22 protein-coding genes are annotated in these 19,754 nt (G+C 66.1%); 4 read left to right on the top strand and 18 right to left on the bottom strand.

Translation table 11 applies throughout. The annotated features are described in order from the left end of the window. Window positions 1–311 precede the first annotated feature (311 nt). Window positions 312–1,370, top strand: coding sequence for a glutamate-cysteine ligase family protein (locus tag D3261_RS07105; protein WP_158589361.1), 1,059 nt, complete (start codon window positions 312–314; stop codon window positions 1,368–1,370). A gap of 219 nt (window positions 1,371–1,589) precedes the next feature. Here the strand turns inward: D3261_RS07105 and D3261_RS07100 are convergent, their stop codons facing one another. From D3261_RS07100 to D3261_RS07045, 12 genes are all read right to left on the bottom strand, one after another. Next, window positions 1,590–2,114 (bottom strand): hypothetical protein, encoded by a 525-nt coding sequence (locus D3261_RS07100; RefSeq protein ID WP_233553921.1) that lies wholly within the window; start codon window positions 2,112–2,114, stop codon window positions 1,590–1,592. Between the two features lie 25 nt (window positions 2,115–2,139). After that, complete coding sequence (locus D3261_RS07095) at window positions 2,140–2,322, bottom strand: hypothetical protein (RefSeq protein WP_158589360.1); 183 nt, start codon at window positions 2,320–2,322, stop codon at window positions 2,140–2,142. A 109-nt stretch (window positions 2,323–2,431) separates the two neighbouring features. Beyond that, window positions 2,432–2,692 (bottom strand): hypothetical protein, encoded by a 261-nt coding sequence (locus tag D3261_RS07090; RefSeq protein ID WP_233553920.1) that lies wholly within the window; start codon window positions 2,690–2,692, stop codon window positions 2,432–2,434. 68 nt (window positions 2,693–2,760) lie between these two features. Beyond that, on the bottom strand, window positions 2,761–3,522 hold the full coding sequence (locus D3261_RS07085; RefSeq protein WP_120070764.1) for an SDR family oxidoreductase: 762 nt from the start codon (window positions 3,520–3,522) through the stop codon (window positions 2,761–2,763). 74 nt (window positions 3,523–3,596) lie between these two features. Continuing rightward, window positions 3,597–4,031 carry a CopG family ribbon-helix-helix protein gene (locus D3261_RS07080; protein WP_120070761.1) on the bottom strand — a complete coding sequence of 145 codons (435 nt, stop codon included), beginning with the start codon at window positions 4,029–4,031 and terminating at the stop codon, window positions 3,597–3,599. A gap of 24 nt (window positions 4,032–4,055) precedes the next feature. After that, complete coding sequence (locus tag D3261_RS07075) at window positions 4,056–4,910, bottom strand: ABC transporter ATP-binding protein (RefSeq protein ID WP_120070759.1); 855 nt, start codon at window positions 4,908–4,910, stop codon at window positions 4,056–4,058. Then, a complete protein-coding gene (locus tag D3261_RS07070) occupies window positions 4,898–5,746 on the bottom strand; it encodes an ABC transporter permease (protein ID WP_120070756.1) in 849 nt (282 codons plus the stop codon). The genes D3261_RS07075 and D3261_RS07070 overlap by 13 nt, the downstream gene beginning before the upstream one ends. Continuing rightward, a complete protein-coding gene (locus D3261_RS07065) occupies window positions 5,743–6,837 on the bottom strand; it encodes an ABC transporter substrate-binding protein (RefSeq protein WP_120070754.1) in 1,095 nt (364 codons plus the stop codon). Before D3261_RS07065 ends, D3261_RS07070 begins: the two co-directional genes overlap by 4 nt. A 234-nt stretch (window positions 6,838–7,071) precedes the next feature. Beyond that, window positions 7,072–7,452: a metal-sulfur cluster assembly factor gene (locus D3261_RS07060; protein WP_233553919.1), complete on the bottom strand. Its 381-nt coding sequence runs from the start codon at window positions 7,450–7,452 to the stop codon at window positions 7,072–7,074. Beyond that, window positions 7,449–8,522, bottom strand: a complete 1,074-nt coding sequence (locus D3261_RS07055; RefSeq protein ID WP_120070749.1) for an amidohydrolase family protein — start codon at window positions 8,520–8,522, stop codon at window positions 7,449–7,451. Before D3261_RS07055 ends, D3261_RS07060 begins: the two co-directional genes overlap by 4 nt. Window positions 8,523–8,754: 232 nt before the next feature. Next, complete coding sequence (locus tag D3261_RS07050; RefSeq protein WP_120070746.1) at window positions 8,755–9,780, bottom strand: tyrosine-type recombinase/integrase; 1,026 nt, start codon at window positions 9,778–9,780, stop codon at window positions 8,755–8,757. Then, on the bottom strand, window positions 9,770–10,156 hold the full coding sequence (locus D3261_RS07045) for a DUF5805 domain-containing protein (protein ID WP_120070743.1): 387 nt from the start codon (window positions 10,154–10,156) through the stop codon (window positions 9,770–9,772). The genes D3261_RS07050 and D3261_RS07045 overlap by 11 nt, the downstream gene beginning before the upstream one ends. Window positions 10,157–10,548: 392 nt before the next feature. On the opposite strand from D3261_RS07045, the gene D3261_RS07040 reads away from it, so the two are divergent. Continuing rightward, window positions 10,549–10,806, top strand: coding sequence for a hypothetical protein (locus D3261_RS07040; protein ID WP_120070741.1), 258 nt, complete (start codon window positions 10,549–10,551; stop codon window positions 10,804–10,806). A 1,023-nt stretch (window positions 10,807–11,829) separates the two neighbouring features. On the opposite strand, the gene D3261_RS07035 is transcribed toward D3261_RS07040, so the two are convergent. From D3261_RS07035 to D3261_RS07015, 5 genes are all read right to left on the bottom strand, one after another. Continuing rightward, window positions 11,830–13,206 (bottom strand): phosphomannomutase, encoded by a 1,377-nt coding sequence (locus D3261_RS07035; RefSeq protein WP_120070739.1) that lies wholly within the window; start codon window positions 13,204–13,206, stop codon window positions 11,830–11,832. A gap of 51 nt (window positions 13,207–13,257) precedes the next feature. Beyond that, entirely contained in the window at window positions 13,258–13,725 is a 468-nt protein-coding gene (locus D3261_RS07030) for a DUF5793 family protein (protein WP_120070737.1), read from the bottom strand. Between the two features lie 129 nt (window positions 13,726–13,854). Continuing rightward, window positions 13,855–15,261, bottom strand: a complete 1,407-nt coding sequence (locus D3261_RS07025) for a small ribosomal subunit Rsm22 family protein (RefSeq protein WP_120070735.1) — start codon at window positions 15,259–15,261, stop codon at window positions 13,855–13,857. After that, entirely contained in the window at window positions 15,258–16,004 is a 747-nt protein-coding gene (locus D3261_RS07020; protein ID WP_120070733.1) for a prephenate dehydrogenase/arogenate dehydrogenase family protein, read from the bottom strand. The genes D3261_RS07025 and D3261_RS07020 overlap by 4 nt, the downstream gene beginning before the upstream one ends. Before the next feature lie 610 nt (window positions 16,005–16,614). After that, window positions 16,615–16,908 (bottom strand): DNA-directed RNA polymerase subunit L, encoded by a 294-nt coding sequence (locus D3261_RS07015; RefSeq protein ID WP_120070732.1) that lies wholly within the window; start codon window positions 16,906–16,908, stop codon window positions 16,615–16,617. 83 nt (window positions 16,909–16,991) lie between these two features. Here D3261_RS07015 and D3261_RS07010 point away from each other — a divergent pair, with 83 nt between their 5' ends. Both D3261_RS07010 and D3261_RS07005 read left to right on the top strand, forming a co-directional pair. After that, window positions 16,992–18,701, top strand: coding sequence for a rhomboid family intramembrane serine protease (locus D3261_RS07010; RefSeq protein ID WP_120070731.1), 1,710 nt, complete (start codon window positions 16,992–16,994; stop codon window positions 18,699–18,701). Between the two features lie 89 nt (window positions 18,702–18,790). Next, the gene (locus D3261_RS07005; protein ID WP_120070730.1) at window positions 18,791–19,075 is read left to right on the top strand and encodes a hypothetical protein; all 285 of its coding nucleotides are present in this window, start codon (window positions 18,791–18,793) and stop codon (window positions 19,073–19,075) included. A 41-nt stretch (window positions 19,076–19,116) separates the two neighbouring features. On the opposite strand, the gene D3261_RS07000 is transcribed toward D3261_RS07005, so the two are convergent. Further along, the gene (locus D3261_RS07000; protein ID WP_120070729.1) at window positions 19,117–19,740 is read right to left on the bottom strand and encodes an METTL5 family protein; all 624 of its coding nucleotides are present in this window, start codon (window positions 19,738–19,740) and stop codon (window positions 19,117–19,119) included. Window positions 19,741–19,754: the final 14 nt, after the last annotated feature.

The following is a 19,754-nucleotide window of genomic DNA, read 5'->3' as shown; positions in this document are numbered from 1 at the left end:
GGTCGAGTTTTCGGTCGGCCGGCGAGGGCACTCGCCCGGTGGCACGTATGTCTCGATGACCGCGTACGGGTATTCTTTATTCTCTATCGTGAATAACGTACCGGCCCCCGCAAGCCATCGACCCATGTCGACCCCTCACGTAATCGGTCGTGGACCGAACGATTGTCGCAGCGGAATGGAACGCTCGGCACCGGTTCGTCCGCGATTTCAGCCCCGTAACGGCTCGGATCGCTCATTTCCGCGCCACGGCGAGCATCGTCGGGTGGTGCGGAAAGCATCAGATACAGATACCCCATACAGGTAGGGACGTCATGCGATTAGGACTGGAAGCCGAATACTGGGTGGTCGACGGGAGCGGGAGGTTGTGCGACGGGCGTGACCTCGTCGAGGCGCACGACCGTGTCTCGCCCGAGTTCGTCGACGCGATGATCGAGGTCGAGACCCCGCCGGTCGGTTCGATCCCGGCGCTCCGCGAGACGCTCGTCGAGGTGCTCGAAGCGGTGATGGGGGCCGCCGCGTCCGATGGACGGCGGCTCGTGCCGCTCGGAACGCCGCTCTCGTCACAGACCGGAGCGGTCCGGTCGGCCCGCGGGAAGCTCCTCGAACGCATCTACGGCGACGGCATCGAGCCCGCGAAGAACTGTGCCGGCACACACGTCCACTTCGAGCGCGAGCGCGTGACACGACAGCTCAACCTCCTGACCGCGCTCGACCCCGCGCTCGCGCTGGTGAGCTCGTCGCCGTACTACCGTGGCGAGCGGGTCGCGAACTGCTCGCGGGCCCACGTCTACCGTCACGAATCGGGCGCGCGATTCGAGCGCTATCGTGACCTCTGGGAGTACGCGACCGACGTCGCGGAGTGGGAGAGCCGCATCGAGGCCCGCTACCGCGAGCTGCGAACGATCGCACACGAGGTCGGCATCGACGACGCGGTGTTCGACGAGCACTTCCAGCCCGAGAACGCGGTACTGACGCCGGTCCGACTTCGAGGGGCGCAGCCGACGGTCGAGTGGCGTGCACCCGACACGGCGCTCCCGAGCCAGGTACTCGAACTCGTCGGGACGGTCGCGGACCTCGTCGAGCGCACGAACGACACCCCAGTGCAGGTCGGTGACCCCGCGGTGGGCGACGAACGGATCGGCGTTCCGCCCTTCGCCGACCTCCGTGAACTGACCGACGCGGCCGTCGAGGACGGCATCGGTGCGCCGGACGTCCGTGACTACCTCGAAACGATGGGCTTCGACCCCGCGAACTATCGACCGCTCACGGGCTCGATATCGGGACCGGCCCGTCTCGACGAAACGACCGCCGAACGGCTTCGACTCGACGCGGCCGACGCGCTCGAAGCGGACCTCGCGGCGCTCGATTGACGGGTGAAAAACGGCCATGTCGATCCGGCTGTCCAGCTCCCTGGCCGCTGACGTTCGGTGTCGAGAACTGGCGCGCGAAGGGGTCCATCGGAGGATAGCAAGGGGAATGGGGTGAATCCTCCTTCACCCCGAGTCGTCGTATCGCCGTCCACCGGTTGTCCCTTCGGCCTTCGAGCGCCGGTCCGTGCCGTCGGCCGGTGTGACCTCCGCCCGCTTTCGTCAGTCGGAGTCGTTGTCCGAATCGCTGGCGTTCGAATCGGTGTCGCTGTCGCTGTCGTCCGACCCGTTACCGCCGTCCGAACTCGTCTCGTTGTCGCTGTCCGAATCGTCGTCCGAATCCGACTCGTTGCCGCCGTTCGAGTCGACGTCGGTGTCCGCGTCGTCACTCCCGTTCGACTCCGTTCCGTTGTCGGAATCGTCGTCGCCATCCGATTCGTTGTCGGCATCCGAATCGGTGTCGTCGTCGCTCTCGTTCGAATCCATGTCGGTGTCGGAATCGGAGTCGTCGGAATCGGTCCCCGAATCGGCATCGCTGTCGTTCCCCGACCCGGCAGCCGTGTCGCTGTCGCCGTCGTCGTCGCCCTCGGTACCGCCGCTTCCGCCCCCGCCGCCACTGTTGTTCCCGCTGTCGCCGCTGCTACAGCCCGCGAGGAGCCCGGCCGATAGCGCTCCGGCTGTGATCAGGTATTTTCGTCGGCGCATGACGCTCCGTCGTTCGTCGCCGTCCCGTAAAAACTCGCTCATCAGTGACGTCGTTCGGGGAGACGTCTCACAGCGTACGATCGAGCGCAACGGTGAGGATCAACAGGAACAGCCCGAAGAACATCATCCAGACCCCCAGTCGGGACGGGAGCTGGAAGACCAACCGCCGCATGAGCCCCAGTATCAGCCCGAGGGCGATACAGAGCGCCGCCAGACGCTCCATGCCGGACAGGACGTGCTCCGAGCTCACACCGAGGTTCACGCTATCACGCCCCGCCGACGAACGGTTTCGAACGATCGGGCCATCGTGGGTGGATAACGGATGTCGGTATAAATCCTCGCCGGCCGTTCGGACCGCTTCAGAACTCCCGGAGTCGGACTTCGGTGTCGTCGATGGCGTCCACGTGTTCGCCTTCGAGTTCCTGAATTGCGCTGTCGTCCCAGCCGAGACTCGTCGTGATCGCGTCGACGACGCTCTCCTCACCGGTCTTCTTCACGTAGCCGTTGCCGTCCCGAACGTCCGTGATCTCGCCGATCACGTTCCCCTCCCGGTCGACGACTCGTTTCCCCTCGTCGCTCTCCTCGAAATCCATGCCGAGCCGTTCGCGATCGGCGGACAAGTAGTTGCGTCTCGCGGAAGCCCGCGCCCCGATCCGCGGCCGTTCCTACCCGTTTGGGACGGTTCCCGTCAGCGCTCCTGGTCGGTCGGTCGAACCAGCATCTCGTTGATGCTGACGTGCTGGGGCTGGGTCACGGCGTAGGCGACCGCCCGGGCGATGTCCTCGCTCTGGAGCGGCGTCATCGAGTCGAACAGGCCCTCCTCCATTTGCTCTTTGACCTCCTCGTCGGGGATGTGCTCCGGGAGCTCGGTCTCGACCGCGCCGGGTTCGACTATCGTCGTGCGGATCCCCTCCCCCGTGACCTCCTGGCGGAGCGCCTCGGTGAAGCCGTTGACACCGAACTTCGTCGCGTTGTAGCCCGAGGAGTTCGCGTTCGCCTGCCGACCGGCCGTCGAGGAGACGTTGACGATGTGGCCGCTCCCCTGGTCCTGCATCACGGGCAGGACGGCGTGGGTGAGGTTCATCAACCCGAGGAGGTTGACCTCGACCATCTGCCGGAAGTTCTCGCGGTCGGCGCGTTCGACGGGTTCGAGCAGCATCACGCCGGCGTTGTTCACGAGGACGTCGATCGTCCCGAAGGTGTCGAGCGTGGCGTCGACGAGCGCGTCGAGGTCGGCCTCGTTCGTGACGTCGGTGGGAACGGCGAGCGCACGGCCGCCGTCGGCTTCGATCGCCTCGGCGAGCGATTCGAGTTCGTCCTCGCGGCGCGCGGCGAGCACGACGTTCGCGCCGTGGTCGGCGAGCGCACTGGCCGTCGCTTCGCCGATCCCCGAGGACGCACCGGTGACGATCGCCGTCGAACCGTCTATCTGGTCGGTATCGAGTGCCATCGCCCTTTCTTGTCGAGCCGGTCGGAAAAGGGTGTCTGCGGCCGTCTGAAGCCGATCATCGTTGATTTACGACCTCATCTTACCTGGACGGGTCGCTCATCGATGTCCTCTATCGGGAAGAGGGTGTAGTCGACGGTCAGGGCTTCGTCCACGGCGCGAAGCTTTCCGACGAACGACGATATCTCTTCGAGGTCGCCTTCGAGAACGAACGACTCCATGCAGCCGTGCTTCTCGCCGACGCAGTCGTGGGTGGTCGAGGAGAGGAGGTCGTCGTACTCGTGTCGGAGCCGCCGCATCCGGGTCTCGACCCGCGGGCTGTCGTACTCGAACAGCGCGGAGACCGTACTCATGAGCGTACGGTCCGCGAGCCGGTCGTCGTCGAACTCGTCGAGCAGCCCCCGGGCCGCCTCGCGCATCACTTCGCTTCGACCTGCGTACCCGTGTTCGTCCGCGAACCCGTCGATCCGGTCGAGAAGGTCCTCCGTCATCGAGATGCTAACGACTTCCATATGATAAATTAGCTCTCCTAATTATTAAAAACGATCGGTCGCCCCGTCACCGATGAGCGACCGGACCCGTTCGGTGTACGCGACGAACGCCTCGTCGGTTCGGGAGCGTGGCCGCGGGAGGTCGATGTCCACCGCCTCCACCACCCGGCCGGGGTCGGCACCCATGACGAGGACTCGGTCGCCGAGGACGACGGCCTCGTCGACCTCGTGGGTCACGAACAGCGTCGTCTTCTCGGTCGCCCGCCAGATGTCGAGGAGTTCGTTCTGGAGCCGCTCGCGGGTCCGCGCGTCGACGCTCCCGAACGGTTCGTCCAGCAGGAGTATCCCGGGGTCGACGGCGAGCGCGCGGGCGACGGCGACGCGCTGTTTCATGCCGCCGCTCAGCTCCTTCGGGTAGGCGTCGGCGAACCCGTCGAGCCCGACGAGGTCGAGCATCTCGTAACACCGGTTGTCACAGGCCTCCCGCGCCATCCCCTGGCGTTCGAGGCCGAAACAGACGTTCTCCTGAACGGTGAGCCACGGGAACAGACCGTACTCCTGGAACACCATTCCACGATCGGTTCCCGGGCCGTCGATCCGCTCGCCGTCGATCACGACCGCCCCGTCTATCGAGGGTTCGAGCCCCGCGATCGCCCGGAGGAGCGTCGTCTTTCCACACCCTGAGGGGCCGACGAGACAGACGAACTCGCCGGTCCCGACGCTGAAGCGGACGTCGTCGAGGGCTTGGATCGACTGACGATCGGACTCGTAACGCTTGCTCACCTCGTCGACGAGGATCGCCGGCGTTTCGTCGGCCTCGTCCCCGTCGTCGGCACGTTCGGCGGCAGTCGTACGGTCGTCGGTCCGTTCGGGCGGCTCGCCGTCGCTCACTCGCGCCACGCGAGCACCCGCCGTTCGAAACCGCGGAACGCCCCGTCCATCACGAGATAGACGAGGCTGATCACCAGCATGTACGCGACGCTGGTGTCCATTGCGAGGTTGTTCGAGGCGTTGAGTATCTCGTAGCCGACCCCGGGAGCCCCGAAGAGCTCCGCGCCGACGACGATCATCAGACACCGGCCGATGCTCGTCCGGAAGCTCGTCAGGATCTGCGGGGCGGCGCTCGGCAGAACGACGTGGCGGATCATCTCGAGGTCCGCCCGCACCCCGAGGCTCGACGCGACCTCCGTGAGCCGCCCGGGGGTGTCCTCGACGCCGCTGTACGCCCCGTAGAAGTTGAGCCAGAACGCGCCGATGAAGACGATGAACGCCGCCCCGGCGTGCCCGATCCCGAACCACACGATCGCGAAGACGACCCACGCCAGCGGCGGGATCGGTCGAAGGATCCGCACGACCGGGGTCAGCGCGTCGTCGAGCCGCCCGCTCCAGCCGAGGGCGATCCCGAGCGCGATACCGGACGAAGCGCCGACGAGCAGCCCCGGAACGTAGTGGAGCAGGGTCTGGGCGAGCTTCACCACCATGCGCGACGTCTGAACTTCGGCACCGACCAGCGGAACGGTGAACCGCGCGCTCATCGTGAGCTGCTCGACGAAGGCGCTCGCCGCCGCCGCCGGTCCAGGGAGGAGATACGCCGGCTCGATCAACGACGACGCGACCCACCAGACCAAGAGAAATCCCCCCGTCCCGAGGGTTCCTCTCACGATCCGACCCGGGTTCAGGTCGGGAAACAACCCGTCTTCCGTGGCCGAGTCGGTGTCGCTGGTTTCGACGCTCATCGCTTCGAGACGGCGTCGTAGACGCTGAAATCGAACAGCTGTTTCGGCGAGACCACCGACTCCGTGTTCCCGATCTCCTCGACGAGTCGAGCCATCTTCTTGGATTGGGTTCGTACCTCGTGGGGATCCGAGAGGAAGTCGGACGCCTGCGAGTCGATCGCCTTCCGTGCCAGGTCGGTACTGACACCGGAACCGATGACCGCCGCGGCGTCCTCGGCCGCCTTCTTCGGGTTCTTCCGGACGAATTTCGTCGCCTTGCTGTGCTGTTCGACGAACCCTTCGGCGATATCCCTCGGAACGCTGTTCTGGACGAACGTCACCGTGACCGGGTGGCCCGGCAGGATATCGCCCGACCAGGCGACCTCCCCGAAGCCCTGCTCGTTCTCGATCACCGTCGCGAACGGCTCCTGGATCATCGTCGCGTCGACCCCGCCGCTCCCCATCGTCTGTGGGGCCTTCGCCGGGGAGACCTTCACCTTGTCCACGACCGACTCCAGCTCCCCGAGACCGAGGTCCCGTTCGATCCAGTATCGGAGGGCGATGTCGGGAACGCTGCCGTCGGGCGGGACCCCGAACTTCACCTTCCGACCCTCCCGCTTTTCGAACGCCGAGAACGCGTCACCCTGCTGGTCCGCGTACAGGTCGCCGAAGGCGTTCGTCGCCATCACCCGGAAACCGTTTCGGCTGTTCGCCGCCAGGACGTCGGCCCGCTTGCCCTTGTCCGTGAGCACCATCGCCGGCGTGACACCGAACAGCGCGACGTCGACCTCGTCGCTCGCGAACGCCTTGACCACGCTCGGACCGTCGGAGAAGCGCTTGGCCGTCACCTCGGTATCGAGGGCGTCGTAGTAGCCCTCCTCCTGCATGATGTAGTGCTGCATGTTCGGGTAGATCGGCACGTAGGCGACCGTGAGCACCCCGCCGCTGCTGCTCCCACCGCCGGCACTGCTGTTCTCCACCTCGTTGTTGGTGCCGTTGGCACTGTCGTTGCCGCTCGGACTACTCTGACCGACGCAGCCGGAGAGCCCCATTACGGAGACGGCTGCCGCTCCGCTCGCCGTGAGAACCCGTCGTCGAGTGCGTTCGTGCATCGTATGTTGTTATCTTTATTCTCTTTCTTAATAAGGGCTACTATCACGAAATGGGGTTTTGATAATCGAGGGGCGGGAACTGGTGTGGCAACTATGCGCTCGCTGCAAGCCCCGACCCGCGTCGAGGACGACCCGTTCTGAACACTGACACACGTCCGCGTTCGTTCAGCGATAGTCGGGAACCCGGCAGGACGCTGCTCGATGGGAGGGCGACGGGTCGCGGTCGTCCCGTAGCTACTCTTGGACAGCCGAACGACTCTCGCTCTCGACCTCCTCGCGGTAGCGTCGTTCCTGTTCGTCGAGGACCGCCTGACGGCGTTCCTTGGCGTCGTCGGTCATCATCTCCTCAGACCACTCGAAGCCACCGTCCGTTTCGAGCGACACCGACTCCACCTCGTGAAGCGCGCCGACACGCTCCCTGGTCTCCTTGATGAAGTACGGACCCATGTGACACGCAGGCGTCGTGAGCCGCATCCCGATACGGGCGTGCCCGTCGGAGACCTCGATCGATTTGACGAGCCCCATCTCGACGATGTCGAGGTTGGACCCCGTCGCCGCGCTGCACGGGTCCACGATCCCCCGAAGCGCGTCGCGGACGGTCGCCGTTGGTGTCATGAGGCTACCTCGAAGTCCGTCGTCGACCACGGCTCGGCCACCGTCGCTCCGGTGCTGGACTCGCCGCGCGCTGCTCGGTCTTTCAGTTCGTCGAGGTCGAAGTCGTGTGCCGCCGCGAAGTTCTCCCCAAGGATCTTCCGTTTGTCGTCCTCCGTTATCGTGAAGCTCCCGGAGAAGCTCTCCATCTCGGGGAAGTCGAACGCCCAGAACCGATCCAAGAGGAGCTGGGGATGGAAGTGTGGTGCGCCGGTTCCCCAGAGGATCTTGTCGATCGCGTGTTTCCCGCCGGCGTAGAGGAGGTCCTGAAACGTCTCGGTGAACGTCTTCGGTGTCGTCACGGCCTCCGCGAGGGTGAGCTCGAGGTTGACGTAGACGTTCGGGTGGCGGGCGATCTGCCAGCCGGTCTCCTTGGCGAACGTCAACCCGCCGTGAACGATCTCGAAGTTGAGTTCGGGGAAGCAGTTGGCGGCTTCCTCGATGCCGCCGACCTTGTAGGAGTCCATCGGGGCAGCGCCGAACGGGAGGGCCTTGTGGACGGCGACGACGTCGAGGTCGAGGTCGCTCGCGCGTTCCCAGAGCGGGAACGCGGTCTCGGGGTCGTTCATCTTGAACGGGTGATGAGTCCCGTCTTCCTCCCAGTAGGAGGGATACACCTTCACGCCGTGGGGGTCGAACTCGTCGACCTGACGCGTCAGTTCCGCCTCGGGGTCGTCCGTCCCGACAGCGTCGATACTGGCGAGGGCCGCGCCACGGTGCGGGTTGCGTTCCTGGTAGGCGATCGCTTTGTCGAGCGCGGTGAGGCCGTCGTGGAACGCCGCTATGGACTGTGGGTGGATGACGCTGAAATCCGTCTGACTCTCGCGGAAGAGTGCGTTTTCGGTGTTCTCGATGGCCCAGTCACTGAGGAAGGTCTCCTCCGTGCGTGCGTAGCCTTCCGGCATCGCGTTCTCCAACCCGACACCGATCTGTACGACCTGTGCTGCGTATTCGGGCACCCGGTAGTTCGCCTCGGTCTGGTTGTACGCGTGACACACCGCATCGGCGACGAAAACGTCGTCAAGTGATGTCATATCACGACCGATGGCAGTATTCCTCATTAATGTTCGGGCAACTGTACTGAGTCGAGATGAAAGACTGCCACGCAACTCGGCAGCCGCTCCTCGAACCGACGACGAACGCCTACAACGCGCTCGATATCGAGGCGATCGGCCCGATCGAGCTCTCGCACTTTCTGGTGCCAAGTTCGTATAACAGCATACAGTTTACGAGTTCGAGACGAGACACGACTCGCTTCACAGCTCGTCAAAATAAGTTATAGATATTCGATATGTATCGTTCGTGAACCCGGCCACCCCAGTCGTGAGTGTAGGTGTCGATGACGTCGCTCGCGACGTCGCCACGGAGGTACTTTACGATACCGCGGTCGCCGGTGCGGTCGCGGAGGTGCGTGGTGAAGAAATGTCGGAAGTAGTGGGGCGTGACGTTCTCGCTCGCCCCGCCACCCGTTCGGTACCAGCCGTTCTCTCGGGCGTGATCCCGGACGATCCGGCCCACCATCGCCGGTGTGAGGCGTTCACCCCACTTGCGGCCGGTGTTGAGGAACAGCGGTTCGGCGGGTGAGACCGCGTCGGGGCGGATGGCGAGCCAGCGTCGGAGGGTCGACCGGAGCTCATCGTCGACCGGGACCACGGTCGCCCGCTTTCGTTTGTTCGAGGCGCTCCGTTCCTCGCCGTTGACGACAGCCCCCTTCGAGACATCGCTCCTGACGTGGAGCGCGTTCTCGCGGTCGCGGAGCGCTCCACCGCCGAGGGGGAACCGGGCGGCGAGTTCGTCGTCGACCAGCGTGAGATCCCGCAGATCGAGGTTACAGAGCTCTCCGACGCGCATTCCAGTCTTCAGGAGCGTCACCACCACGGCTCGGTCGAGCGGATGGTGGATGTCGGCGACGAACGCCCGCATCGCGGATACCGATATATCGCGTCGGTGGGGGTTCTTGTCGATCGTCTCGTCCATTCCCTCGACCACGAGCGCCATCGGGTTGGCCTCGAAGGCACCGACACGGGCCATGTAGGTGTAGAAACGGTGGAGATACGTCGCGTAGGTCGCCACCGTACTCTGAGCCAGATCCGTTCGCAACGAGTGCACCCAGGCCATACACTCGTGTTCGCCGGCCTCGGCGAGCACCTTCCCCGAATCGCCGAGAAATCGTTCGAATCGACGGAGGACGCGTTCGTACGCCGCACGGGTGCGTTCGGACCGGCCCTGGTATTCGAGGTTCTGGAGGAAGTACGCGACCGGGTCGTCCGGCGAGACCGTCTCAGTCGACATCCGTCCCCGTCACGGCGTAGCCACCCCGACGGCCGTTGTACTGGATCCGACCCTCGCGCTGGAGACGCTGGAGGGCGGTTTCGAGCCGGTCTTCGAGGTCTTCGGTGAGCGAGCCCACGATCTCCTCCCACGAACGGGGCTCCTCGTCCAGAACATCGAGGAGCCGTGTTTCGAGGTCGTCGACCCCTGGGGTCGCACCGTCAGAACCGGGTTCCCCGGATTCGGTATCGAGGTCGAACCCGTGACGCCCGGCTTGGACCATCGACCTGACGAACTCGCTCTGGCTCATCCCCAGGTCGTCGGCGTGCGCCCGCCACTCCTCTTGCTGATACGACGGCACCTGCGTTCTGACCGTCGTCCGTTCGGTGTCGGCCATCGATCGATCCCTCGTACGCCATCGGCATCAATCTTCGGCGCTCACACAGGATAAGGTCTCTTATTTTCACAGCGCGTTTCCGACCACCCCTTCTACGTCGTGCGGTTTTCGCGCGCCCTTGCAGGTCAGTTTGACCAGGCCTGCAAGATCGTCCTTGCAGCCTTGCAGGACAGAACTCGGAAATCGAGTTCGTTTCGGCAGCGTGGTCACTCCCCGCTGAGTCTCGACCGGTATAAACCCTTGGAACGACCGGAGCGATCCAGCGTATGGCCAGTGAGCCCCTCGGAGCGGCCCAGAAACTCGACTGCATGCGAGAGCTCGCGTGCGGACCACTACGAACTACGTGAGGGCGACATCCCGCGTGTTTAGTCCCCTGCGAACCAGGTCGGAACATGGCTTCGGACGGCACTACGATCGGTATCTGGATCGGCGCGGACGACGACGTGCTTCGGGAGTTCGACGAGACGCTCGGCTGCGGGCCCGACCACGCTGGCTCGCGCTCGGAGGCGATCAAGGAAGCGATGCGTCTCGCCATCGCCGTCGAGGAGACCGTCGCGGAGTTCCCGTACGATATCGACGGCGCGCCGCTTCGCCACCAGGTTCAGCAGGCTCTCATCGAGCAGGACCGGCGAGAGGCGAGGGACGAATGATCGCTCGTCGTCTCTCGGCGTCTCGAACCCCCATTTCGGTTTAGCTTCCGGATCCCCTCTCAGAGGACGATGTGCACGCGTTCGCTCGAACAGCCGTCACACGGCAGGTCGAGCATCACAGCGGGCCATCGGGCATTTCGGTGCGATTGAGTCGAAGGGAACCGCTCTGCGACACCCGGATCGTAGCCCAGCGGAAGAAACGGCACGAAACCCCGCTCTGTAGGACATGGAAAGACGCGACGGGCTTTCTTACAACCGAAAACGCGGAGCGTTTCGAAGACAGGAATACGGCGTCGTGAGCTCGGATCGTGGCCTTCGTAACTGCCCGAGTCGCGCCATATCGGCACTCTGCGGGCGTATCTCACGGCATCAGACGTGGTATGGCTACGCACGTACACAGAACGATCGAACGAACTCCGACACCTCCTGCACGCGGTGAATATCACCTTTTGGAGGTCGGCGAACGGTGTGGGGAGCACCGCCGAACCGGGGTCGATGTCGAATCACGGCACGCTGGCCTCGGTGGTCGAAAGACCGCTCGTCCCTCGTGATGGAGCGAACGAAGGGACATCGGGAATTCAGCATCCCCGGCGGTTGTCCACAGCCCAAGCTCTGAAATCGCTCAACCAGCGCTGCGGTCGTCAGTCGCCGTGAAGCCGCGAGAAACCGTCGAACCACCTCGGGGCGGAGGATGAAGGGGCCGTACGGTCGCGCGACACACCACTTCTGCTTGGGTACTTCCTCCGACCATTTCGACCGAATATATCGGCCCCTGCTATACGAACGGGGCCCGTTCGCAGTGGTTGCTCGCTACGGAACCCGTGAGGCTTCGTTGTCCCATCCAAACCACTTTCGATCCCCTCAGACGATTTCCGCAGATCAGCAGATTAACTGTAATTTAATTTATATATTTTTGGCTATAATTCTGTTGGGCCTGCGACGTATGAACCACATGTTGCGATACACAATCAATCCTCATCTCGCAGAATATGTTCTCTCGAAGGAAACCCGAGATCGGTCGGTTCAGGAGGTCGGTCGGTCGATGGCGGTCTCGATAACTCGACGGGTTCGGTCGATGAGCGCGTCTACCTGTTCGCTCTCGGCGTAGATCCTGACCTTCGGTTCGGTACCACTCTGGCGCACCAGTACCCAGCCGTCGTCGCGCTCGATGCGGACCCCGTGTTCGGTCGCGACTTCGCCGTCGGGGAACTCGTCCGGAAGGGTCGTCGCGAGCTGCTCCATCACCGGTTCCTTCCGGTCGTCGGGACAGTCGATACTCACCTTTCGGTAGGGGAGTTCCCGAACGGGCTCACGAAGCGCATCGAGACCGCTCTCGGCGACCAATCGTGCCAGAACTGCTGCGCTCGCCACGCCGTCTATCCAGGGGCCGTGTTCGGAGTGGACGTGTTTCCAGGGTTCGGCCGCGAACACCACGCGTGTGTCGTCCGTCCCCGCCTCGTATGCCGTCACGACCCCCTCGTGAAGCGCGCCCAGACGCACCCGTTCGACCCGCCCATCCGCCGCGGTGACGCGGTCGTCGATCCGGGAGGAGGCGTTCGGCGTCGTCACCACGACCGGGTCCGCGGCGTCGCTCGCACGGGTGTATTGTTCGGCGAGCACAGCGACGATCGTGTCCTCGTGGACGATCTCACCAGTCGAATCGAGGACGACTATCCGGTCGGCGTCACCGTCGTGGGCGAACCCGAGGTCGGCATCCCCGTCCGCGAGGAACGCCCGAACGTCCCCGAGGGTGGCGGGTGTGGGTTTCGACCCACGAGCGGGGAACGACCCGTCGACGTTCGCGTTCAGCGCCGTGACGTCCGCACCGAGTTCGTCGAGTACCTGCGGGGTCGCCCGGCCCGCCATTCCGTTGCCACAGTCGACGACGACGGCGAGGCCGTCGAGCGCCGTGCCGTACCCCTCCGCGTAGTCCACGACCGCCTCGCGGTACGCCCCGAGCGGGTGCAGTCGCTCCGCGGTTCCCCACTCGCTCCACGCCACCGGGTCGGCATCGTCTTCTACTCGGCTCTCGATGCGGGCCTCGGCGTCGTCGTCGTACTCCTGACCGTCGTGAAAGAGCTTCAGACCGTTGTCGGCCGGTGGGTTGTGGCTCGCGGTGACCATCACGCCGCGTCGCCCCCGCGAGGCGAACGCGAGCGCCGGCGTCGGAAGCACGCCTGCACGGCGCACGGCCACACCGGCGCTTTCGAGCCCCGCTTCGAGGGCGGCGGCGAGCCCGGACCCCGTCTCGCGACCGTCACGTGCGACGACGAACGTCGAGTCCACGTCGTCGGTCGCGCGGGCGTCGAGCCCCGCCGCCCGGCCGACCGCGAGCGCGAGTTCGGGCGTCACCCGAGATATCGCCGGACCGCGGATACCCGCAGTACCGAAGAGTGTCATACCCAGTCTCGGGTCGCGGGGCTACTTAGTCTGGGAGGATAGCGGCCGAATTCAGAGCTCGACGCCGCCGGGAATGAGGCTGTGCTGGCGAACGAGGTTGCCCTCGTGGTTGTAGACGAGGAAGGTGGACTTCTCGTGTGCGAGGAGTTCGTCGTTCTCGAAACGAACCACGAGCCGGTAGCGGCCGTCGCCGTCGGCGGCGCGCTCGCCGTAGGCTCGGGCGGCCCGGATGAACTCGAGGACGCCGTCGGCGGTCGCGTTGAGTTCGAGCACGAAGTCGCCCGTGATACGGTTGGTGACCGAGAGCACGCCGTCCCCCGCGGGGCCGTCGGCGTGGAACCGATAGTTGACGTCGGTCTCGCTCGCCTCGACGAGGCCCTCGTCGGCCCCCGCGAGGCTGGTTTCGAGCACCTCGCGCGGACCGTCGAACGCGATGACGATCGTGGGTTTTCGAGGCTCGTCCTCGGCCGACACCCAATCGGTGTTGCTGACGTGGAGGTCGAAGTACTCGCGCCTCATTCGGGTCTGTCCACGCTACGACCCCCGGCGTCATGAACGTAACGCCGGCGAACACCGCGGCTGACGCGCCGCGAACGCCGCGAACGCCGCCACGCTGGCTCGGATCGAGGCTGCCGAAAGACCCAAACCTCACGCCAGCCGGTCGACGATGGTCTCGTCGTCGACCACGAGGTTGTAGGCGTCCTCGTCGTCGTTCCAGAGCACGAGGACGTTCTCGAACGCGAGGAGCTCGCCGTAGTCGGCCTCGGCCAGCGCGCGGTTCAGTCCGGTCTCGCGGGTCACCACCGCGTAGTGGTCGGCGGACTCGCTGCCGTCGCTGACTTTGAACAGCGGGTTCCCCTCGGAGAGCGAGTGGCTGAGTTTCGCCGCCACGAGGTCGACACGGTTCGAGACGTGACGGTCGCTCTCGGCCATCTTCGCTGTTCTGTCGGGATTGGGGATGAATTCGGTCTTTCGTCGTCCCTCTCGTCGGAGGACCGTGTGGGAGAACTGGACGTCGACGTTGACGAACGCCTCGGGGTCGTCGTCTGGGTCCTCGACGGCCTCGGCCAATCGGCGCTGGAATCCGGGGACGGCGAAGTCGGGTTTCACGTCGAACGACCAGCCCCGATCCGTGGGTGCGTGGCCCGGCCAGAGCCGAACGGCGGGGCCATAGCACGTCGCGGGGCCCGAATCACACAGCGCGCGCTCAATCTGTCGAAGCCCGATCGAGGTCTCGCGGTCGGCGGGAGCGATCCCGACCAGCGAACCGGCGGGAGCGAGGGCGTCGAAGTACCGCCGAGCGACTCCCACTGGATCGTCGAGTTCGCTGAGGGAGTTGGCGAACAGGATCAGGTCGTACTCGCCATCGAGTTCGAAGTCCTCGGCGGTGGTACGGTGGATCGTCGGGTGGACGTTTCGCCCGGTGGCTTCGAGCAGCGAATCGAGAATTTCGGTTGCTGCACTCGGCTCTATCGCGTGGTACTCACAGAGCGCGTCGTCGGGGAGCAGGTCGGCGAGGCCGAGCGCCGGGCCGCCGACGCCGGCACCGACATCGAGCACCCGGAGGTGATGAGAGAGCAGTCCATCGCGCGCGAGGTCGGCGAGGACGTACTGCGCGACGGCGTAGTAGTCCGCGAGGTGGTAGATGGCGTACGCCAGCGCGGTGTCGCGGTCGTACTCGACCGCCTGCCCCGCGAAGTAGGACTCCTTGAACCGGCGGATCCGGTCGCGGAGCCCGTCACCCGATTCGCCGTCGGGCCAGCCCGGTCCGTACGCTTCGACCAGTAGGTTCTCGAGGTCGCGGGCGTGTTCGTCGGGGAACGCCGACACGCCGTCGAACTCGACCGCGATCGGGTCATCGGAGACCGGAACGAACGTGCCGTCCGTCCGCTCGACGAGTCCGAGGTCGGGGGCTTCGTCGCGAAGCGTCTCCCGAACCACCGCGGGGTGGGGTCGGCCGTCGACGTACTCGAAGATCTCCTCGGGGTCGATCGGTCGGACCTCCCGGAGGTACTTCGCGTTCGCCCGGACCTCCTCGCGCTGGTCGGCACTCATCGTTCGTCCACCGAATCGCGTGCCTCGCGGTAGAGCGCCTCGAACTCCTCGGCATCCGCGGCGGCGATGCGTTCGGCCGCGGCGGCGATCTCCCCTGTCCCGTCGAAGGCCGTCTGTATCTCGGCGTATACCTGTGGGGAGCCCGAGAGCACCTGGTCGGCGAGCTCGGAGAGCGGCCCGGAGATCGGCGTGTGAAAGCGGTCCGGGACGTCGTCGGCGGCGAGCGCGTAGGCCAACAGCGCGGCGTGGGTGCGGGCCTGTACCGTAGTCATCGCGTGGTCGTGTTCGTCGGGAGTCGTCTCGAAGGGGTCGTTCTCCCGTTCGAGTGCTTCGCGGACCGCGTCGGTCACCGGGCCCGTCGCGTCGTCGACGACGGCGATCCGGCCGGGGGCGTTCACCGGGGCGAACAGCGGGTGGAGGCTCAGCCGCTCGCGGTCGGGTGCGTGGGTCCGCATGGCTTCGACCGGGGTCGCCATCGTGCCGGTGACGTCGAGCATCGCGCGGTCGGCCCGCGGCGCGAACGTCGCGACCGCGCTTTCGACCGCCGAGATCGGCACCGCGAGACAGACCCCATCGAAGCGCTCGGTGGTGTCGAGCGCGACCGCACGACCCCCGACCGCGTCGGCGGCGGCGGCGGCCACGTCGGGGTCGGTGTCGGCGAAGGCGATTTCGATGCCCGCCGACCCGACGACGTCGGCGAACCACCGTCCCATCGCGCCCGCGCCGACGACGAGGAGGTTCATTGGCGACGGTTCCGCCGCGGCGGCAAAAAACCGTTCGAGTGCGGTCGCGACGATACTGGTCTCCGGGTTCCCATCCTTGTCTTTTGGTGACGGCGATGTACCAGCGACGACCGCGGGTAACCCGTTGCAAACGAGGGACCGCACCGCTCCCGCCCCGCGACAGCCACGAGCCTCCCGCACCCACTTTTTTAGACGGGGGAATCGCTCGCCTTCGGCTCGCTCAACCCCCGTCCAAAAACCTGGACTAAAAAGGCTGCTCGCTCACACCGTTCGCTCGCAGTACAACCACTATCACTACCGCTCCCCGTCGTCTACACGCCTCCCAACCGATTTACTTCACTCGCCTCGTTCGTTTCGTTCATCCACCGGCAGAGCAAAGTCGTTCGGGAGAGCTTCGCGCCTTTCGAACGATTTCACTCACGCACGACCGCCAGCGCGCGCCAACCGTCCGCCACCGCAACCGTACCACAACCGCCACCGACCGCCACCCCATCCGCCCTAATCGCACCCCGCGTCCGCCGACCGCACCGCTCGGCGGCTGACGGGTCCGAAAAGCGAGCTGGGACACAGCGACTGCTCTGGAAACGGTGAAAAGGGGGAGGCGGTGTGTTCAGGCCGCGGGCGCTGCGGACTCGAAGGCCTCGTGGAAGGCCGTCGTCATGTCGTTGACCCGCTCGGTGCCGGCTTCGAGCGCGTCGAGCGGGGCGGTTCCGGGTTCGGTCCGGATCACGAGTATCGGGTCGGTCTGGCCACCCGACTGCTCGGGGTTCATGTCGTAGGTCGCGGCGGAGACGCCCTCGACTTCGAGGAGCGCGCCCTTGAGGACGTTCATGAACGTGTGGTCCTCGCCAGCGATCTCGATCGAGAGTTCGGTGTCGTCGTTTTCGATGACGCGGAGGTCCATACACCTCCTTCGTCGTCGCGCGCTTCAACCTGACGAATCCCGGCGCGCGACAGAGTGAAACCCCTCGCTGTCCAGTCGTCAGTATGATCTCGCCGTGGGCGGTGCTCGCACGCATCGTCCTGGTGCTCGCGGTCGTGGGGTCGGTGGTCGCGGTCGCGCGTCTCGACGACGAGCGCTGGGGCGCGCATCTCCAGGCACGGTTCGTCTACGGTGTCCCGTGGGGATCGCTTCTGACCGTGGGCTTCGTTCTCGGGATCTATCTGGTCGTCCAGGGCGGCCTCACGTCGTGGGGAAACCCCGTCTCGCTCCCGTTCCGTGCGTGGTCGTACCGCTACCCGCTGGGGATGGTCGTCGCGCCGTTCGCTCACATCGGCCCGAGCCACCTAGTGGGCAACCTCGTCGGCACGCTCGCGCTCGCGCCGCTCGCGGAGTACGCGTGGGGCCACTACCCGCCGACGCGCGACCGGGACCGAGGCTCGGCCGTTCCGAGCGCACGAGCCGAAGACGCGTTCGTGACGAGTCCCCGTGCTCGAATCCTCGCCGTGCCCGCCGCCGCGGTCGCGGTGGGGCTGTTCACCGGCCTGTTCTCGATCGGACCGATCATCGGCTTCTCGGGTGTGGTGTTCGCGTTCGCGGGGTTCACGCTGGTTCGCTACCCGCTCGCCACCGTGGTGGTGTTCGCGGCGAGCGGGGTGATCCAGCAGGTGTACGTCGCGCTCCGGAACCCGGTGGTCGAGGCGGGCGCGAGCGGTGGCGGCTACGGGCTCCCGTGGTGGGCGACGGTCGCGATACAGGCCCACGCCCTCGGGTTACTGGCAGGAATCGTCATCGGGGTCGCGGTGTTCCGCCGACGCGAACGGCTGCCGTCGGCGGGGCGACTCTGGCTCGGCACCCTGGTATTCGCCATCGGGCAGTCGCTCTGGGCAGTCTACTGGTTCCGCGGCAACGGCCGGTTCGTCCTCTTTCGAGCCCTCGGGGTGGCGCTGGTGTTCGCGCTCGCGTTGCTCGTCGCGGCGAGCGTCGCAACTCCCGGTCGGGCCAGGGGTGTCCGGGGTGTCCGACACGTCCGTCGAATCGTCGGCATCGAGCGCCGTGCGGGGGCGGCGATGGTACTCCTGCTCGCGCTCGCGGTGCTCGCCGCGCCCGCGGTCCCCGTGAACCTCACGACGACCACCGCGACCGGAACGGCGCTCGCCCAAGACGACGGGTCCGCCGCCGGCACGATGGACCGGGTTCAGGTCCGGGATTACACGGTCTACTACGCCGAGAACGTCACGAACCGGGTGGTCTCGGTGGTCGACGTGTCGGCGTTCGGCGAGTCGACGACGGTGAACGCGAGCGGGGTGATCGTCGAGAGCGGACAGCGGAGCCTCTGGACCACCGGGGTCGAGGAGTCACGGCTCGCCTTCGCCGGCTGTGCCACGGTCGGCGTCGGCGGCCTCGGCTGGCGGGAGTCGGTCCACGTCTCCCGCACCGGTTGGAAGGCAATCGGCGGCGGCCACGCCTACAAGGTCCGGTTCGGTCGGGGCAACGACAGCCGACTCGCCTATCTCTCGGGTCCGGCTACCGCCGACGCCACGGTCGCGAACCGGAACGTCTCGGTCGTCCCGCGCCGCGAGGGTTTCGGGGTCGTGGTCTCCCGGGCGAACGAGACCGTCGACCGCGTGAAACTCCCCGCAAACGGGACGACCGCTCATGCGGGTGGCCTGAGCTTCGACCGGACCGGCGGTGACCTGTTCGTCGCCGTCGACGGAACCAGGGTGCGGGTGGCCAGCCGCGAAACGTATAAATGAACTGTCACCAAAATCCCGTATCGACCTGTACTCGTTGCGCAGGCAACCCGAAGGAATAGAACGCTCGCGCCCCATCGAGGGGAACGACCGTGTACGACCGCACCTCGATCCCCTCCAGACCGCTCGAACGGCCGGACGTCGACCGGATCCGCGCCCAGCCCGACGTCGAGTCGGTTATCTCGCTCGGGACGGCCCCGCTCGACGGGCGCTCGTCCCGGGAACCGGACGCGACGAAACGACTGGTGCTCCTGACCGGACGGACGGTCTCCGCGCTCGAATACGACGGTGCCGACTGGTCGAGGGAGGTCCTCGAAACCGACGCCGACCGGGGCGACCAGCTCCGGTGTGCGCTCGACCTGCTGCACGAGCGCTGATCGCCGGCACGGGAGCCGCGAACCGATCCGGGGGTGACGGCTCAGTCCCACTCGATACGGAACAGCTCGGCGTCGATGGTGCGCGTCTCTTCGTCGTGGAACGCGAACCGGTTCGGGAGGTCGAGTTCGGTACGGAACTTCCTCGTAACCGTGCCGTCGTTGTCGGCGGCGAACGACTCCACGAACGGCTGACTCCCGGCGTTGTGGACCGAGTAGGAGACGTCGCCGAGGCGGGCGGCGGCCGCGAGGAACTCGCGGTCGGCGTGGGCGTTGTCGTTCTGAGCACCGAACGGCGGGTTCATCACGACGGTCGTGCGGTCGGGCGGTGCGAGCGGCGCGTCGGTGGCGTCGGCCCGAACCCACGAGACGTCCGCTGCGGTGCCGACTCGACGGCGGTTCTCGACCGCGGTCCGGAGCGGGTCGATGTCGACGTCGAGGCCAACGACACCGGTCGGGCCGCGGAGCGCGGCCGCGAGCGCGAGCATCCCGGTCCCCGTCCCGAGGTCAACCACCAGCCGGTCCTCGATGTCGCCCTGGAGGTCGGCGTCGTGGACGAGGCGGGCGGCCAGCTCCGGCGGGGTCCGGTACTGTTCGAGCGAGACCCGCGGGTTCTCGAAGCCGGCGACCACGGCGAGCTGCTGGGCCAGCGCACTCACGGAGCTCATCGGGTACGACCTAC

This window comes from Halococcus sp. IIIV-5B (genome assembly GCF_003602035.1).
Lineage (GTDB): Archaea > Halobacteriota > Halobacteria > Halobacteriales > Halococcaceae > Halococcus > Halococcus salsus.
This window is presented reverse-complemented; position numbering and strand designations above follow the sequence as displayed.

What these genes read in the sequence shown, in the direction of transcription:
- D3261_RS07010 (WP_120070731.1), top strand. Translation starts at nt 16,992, where the DNA reads ATGATCTCGCCGTGGGCGGTGCTCGCACGCATCGTCCTGGTGCTCGCG.
- D3261_RS07050 (WP_120070746.1), bottom strand. Translation starts at nt 9,780, where the DNA reads ATGTCGACTGAGACGGTCTCGCCGGACGACCCGGTCGCGTACTTCCTC.
- D3261_RS07015 (WP_120070732.1), bottom strand. Translation starts at nt 16,908, where the DNA reads ATGGACCTCCGCGTCATCGAAAACGACGACACCGAACTCTCGATCGAG.
- D3261_RS07045 (WP_120070743.1), bottom strand. Translation starts at nt 10,156, where the DNA reads ATGGCCGACACCGAACGGACGACGGTCAGAACGCAGGTGCCGTCGTAT.
- D3261_RS07100 (WP_233553921.1), bottom strand. Translation starts at nt 2,114, where the DNA reads ATGAGCGAGTTTTTACGGGACGGCGACGAACGACGGAGCGTCATGCGC.
- D3261_RS07030 (WP_120070737.1), bottom strand. Translation starts at nt 13,725, where the DNA reads ATGAGGCGCGAGTACTTCGACCTCCACGTCAGCAACACCGATTGGGTG.
- D3261_RS07000 (WP_120070729.1), bottom strand. Translation starts at nt 19,740, where the DNA reads ATGAGCTCCGTGAGTGCGCTGGCCCAGCAGCTCGCCGTGGTCGCCGGC.
- D3261_RS07060 (WP_233553919.1), bottom strand. Translation starts at nt 7,452, where the DNA reads ATGACACCAACGGCGACCGTCCGCGACGCGCTTCGGGGGATCGTGGAC.
- D3261_RS07065 (WP_120070754.1), bottom strand. Translation starts at nt 6,837, where the DNA reads ATGCACGAACGCACTCGACGACGGGTTCTCACGGCGAGCGGAGCGGCA.
- D3261_RS07035 (WP_120070739.1), bottom strand. Translation starts at nt 13,206, where the DNA reads ATGACACTCTTCGGTACTGCGGGTATCCGCGGTCCGGCGATATCTCGG.
- D3261_RS07105 (WP_158589361.1), top strand. Translation starts at nt 312, where the DNA reads ATGCGATTAGGACTGGAAGCCGAATACTGGGTGGTCGACGGGAGCGGG.
- D3261_RS07025 (WP_120070735.1), bottom strand. Translation starts at nt 15,261, where the DNA reads ATGAGTGCCGACCAGCGCGAGGAGGTCCGGGCGAACGCGAAGTACCTC.
- D3261_RS07020 (WP_120070733.1), bottom strand. Translation starts at nt 16,004, where the DNA reads ATGAACCTCCTCGTCGTCGGCGCGGGCGCGATGGGACGGTGGTTCGCC.
- D3261_RS07040 (WP_120070741.1), top strand. Translation starts at nt 10,549, where the DNA reads ATGGCTTCGGACGGCACTACGATCGGTATCTGGATCGGCGCGGACGAC.
- D3261_RS07070 (WP_120070756.1), bottom strand. Translation starts at nt 5,746, where the DNA reads ATGAGCGTCGAAACCAGCGACACCGACTCGGCCACGGAAGACGGGTTG.
- D3261_RS07085 (WP_120070764.1), bottom strand. Translation starts at nt 3,522, where the DNA reads ATGGCACTCGATACCGACCAGATAGACGGTTCGACGGCGATCGTCACC.
- D3261_RS07055 (WP_120070749.1), bottom strand. Translation starts at nt 8,522, where the DNA reads ATGACATCACTTGACGACGTTTTCGTCGCCGATGCGGTGTGTCACGCG.
- D3261_RS07080 (WP_120070761.1), bottom strand. Translation starts at nt 4,031, where the DNA reads ATGGAAGTCGTTAGCATCTCGATGACGGAGGACCTTCTCGACCGGATC.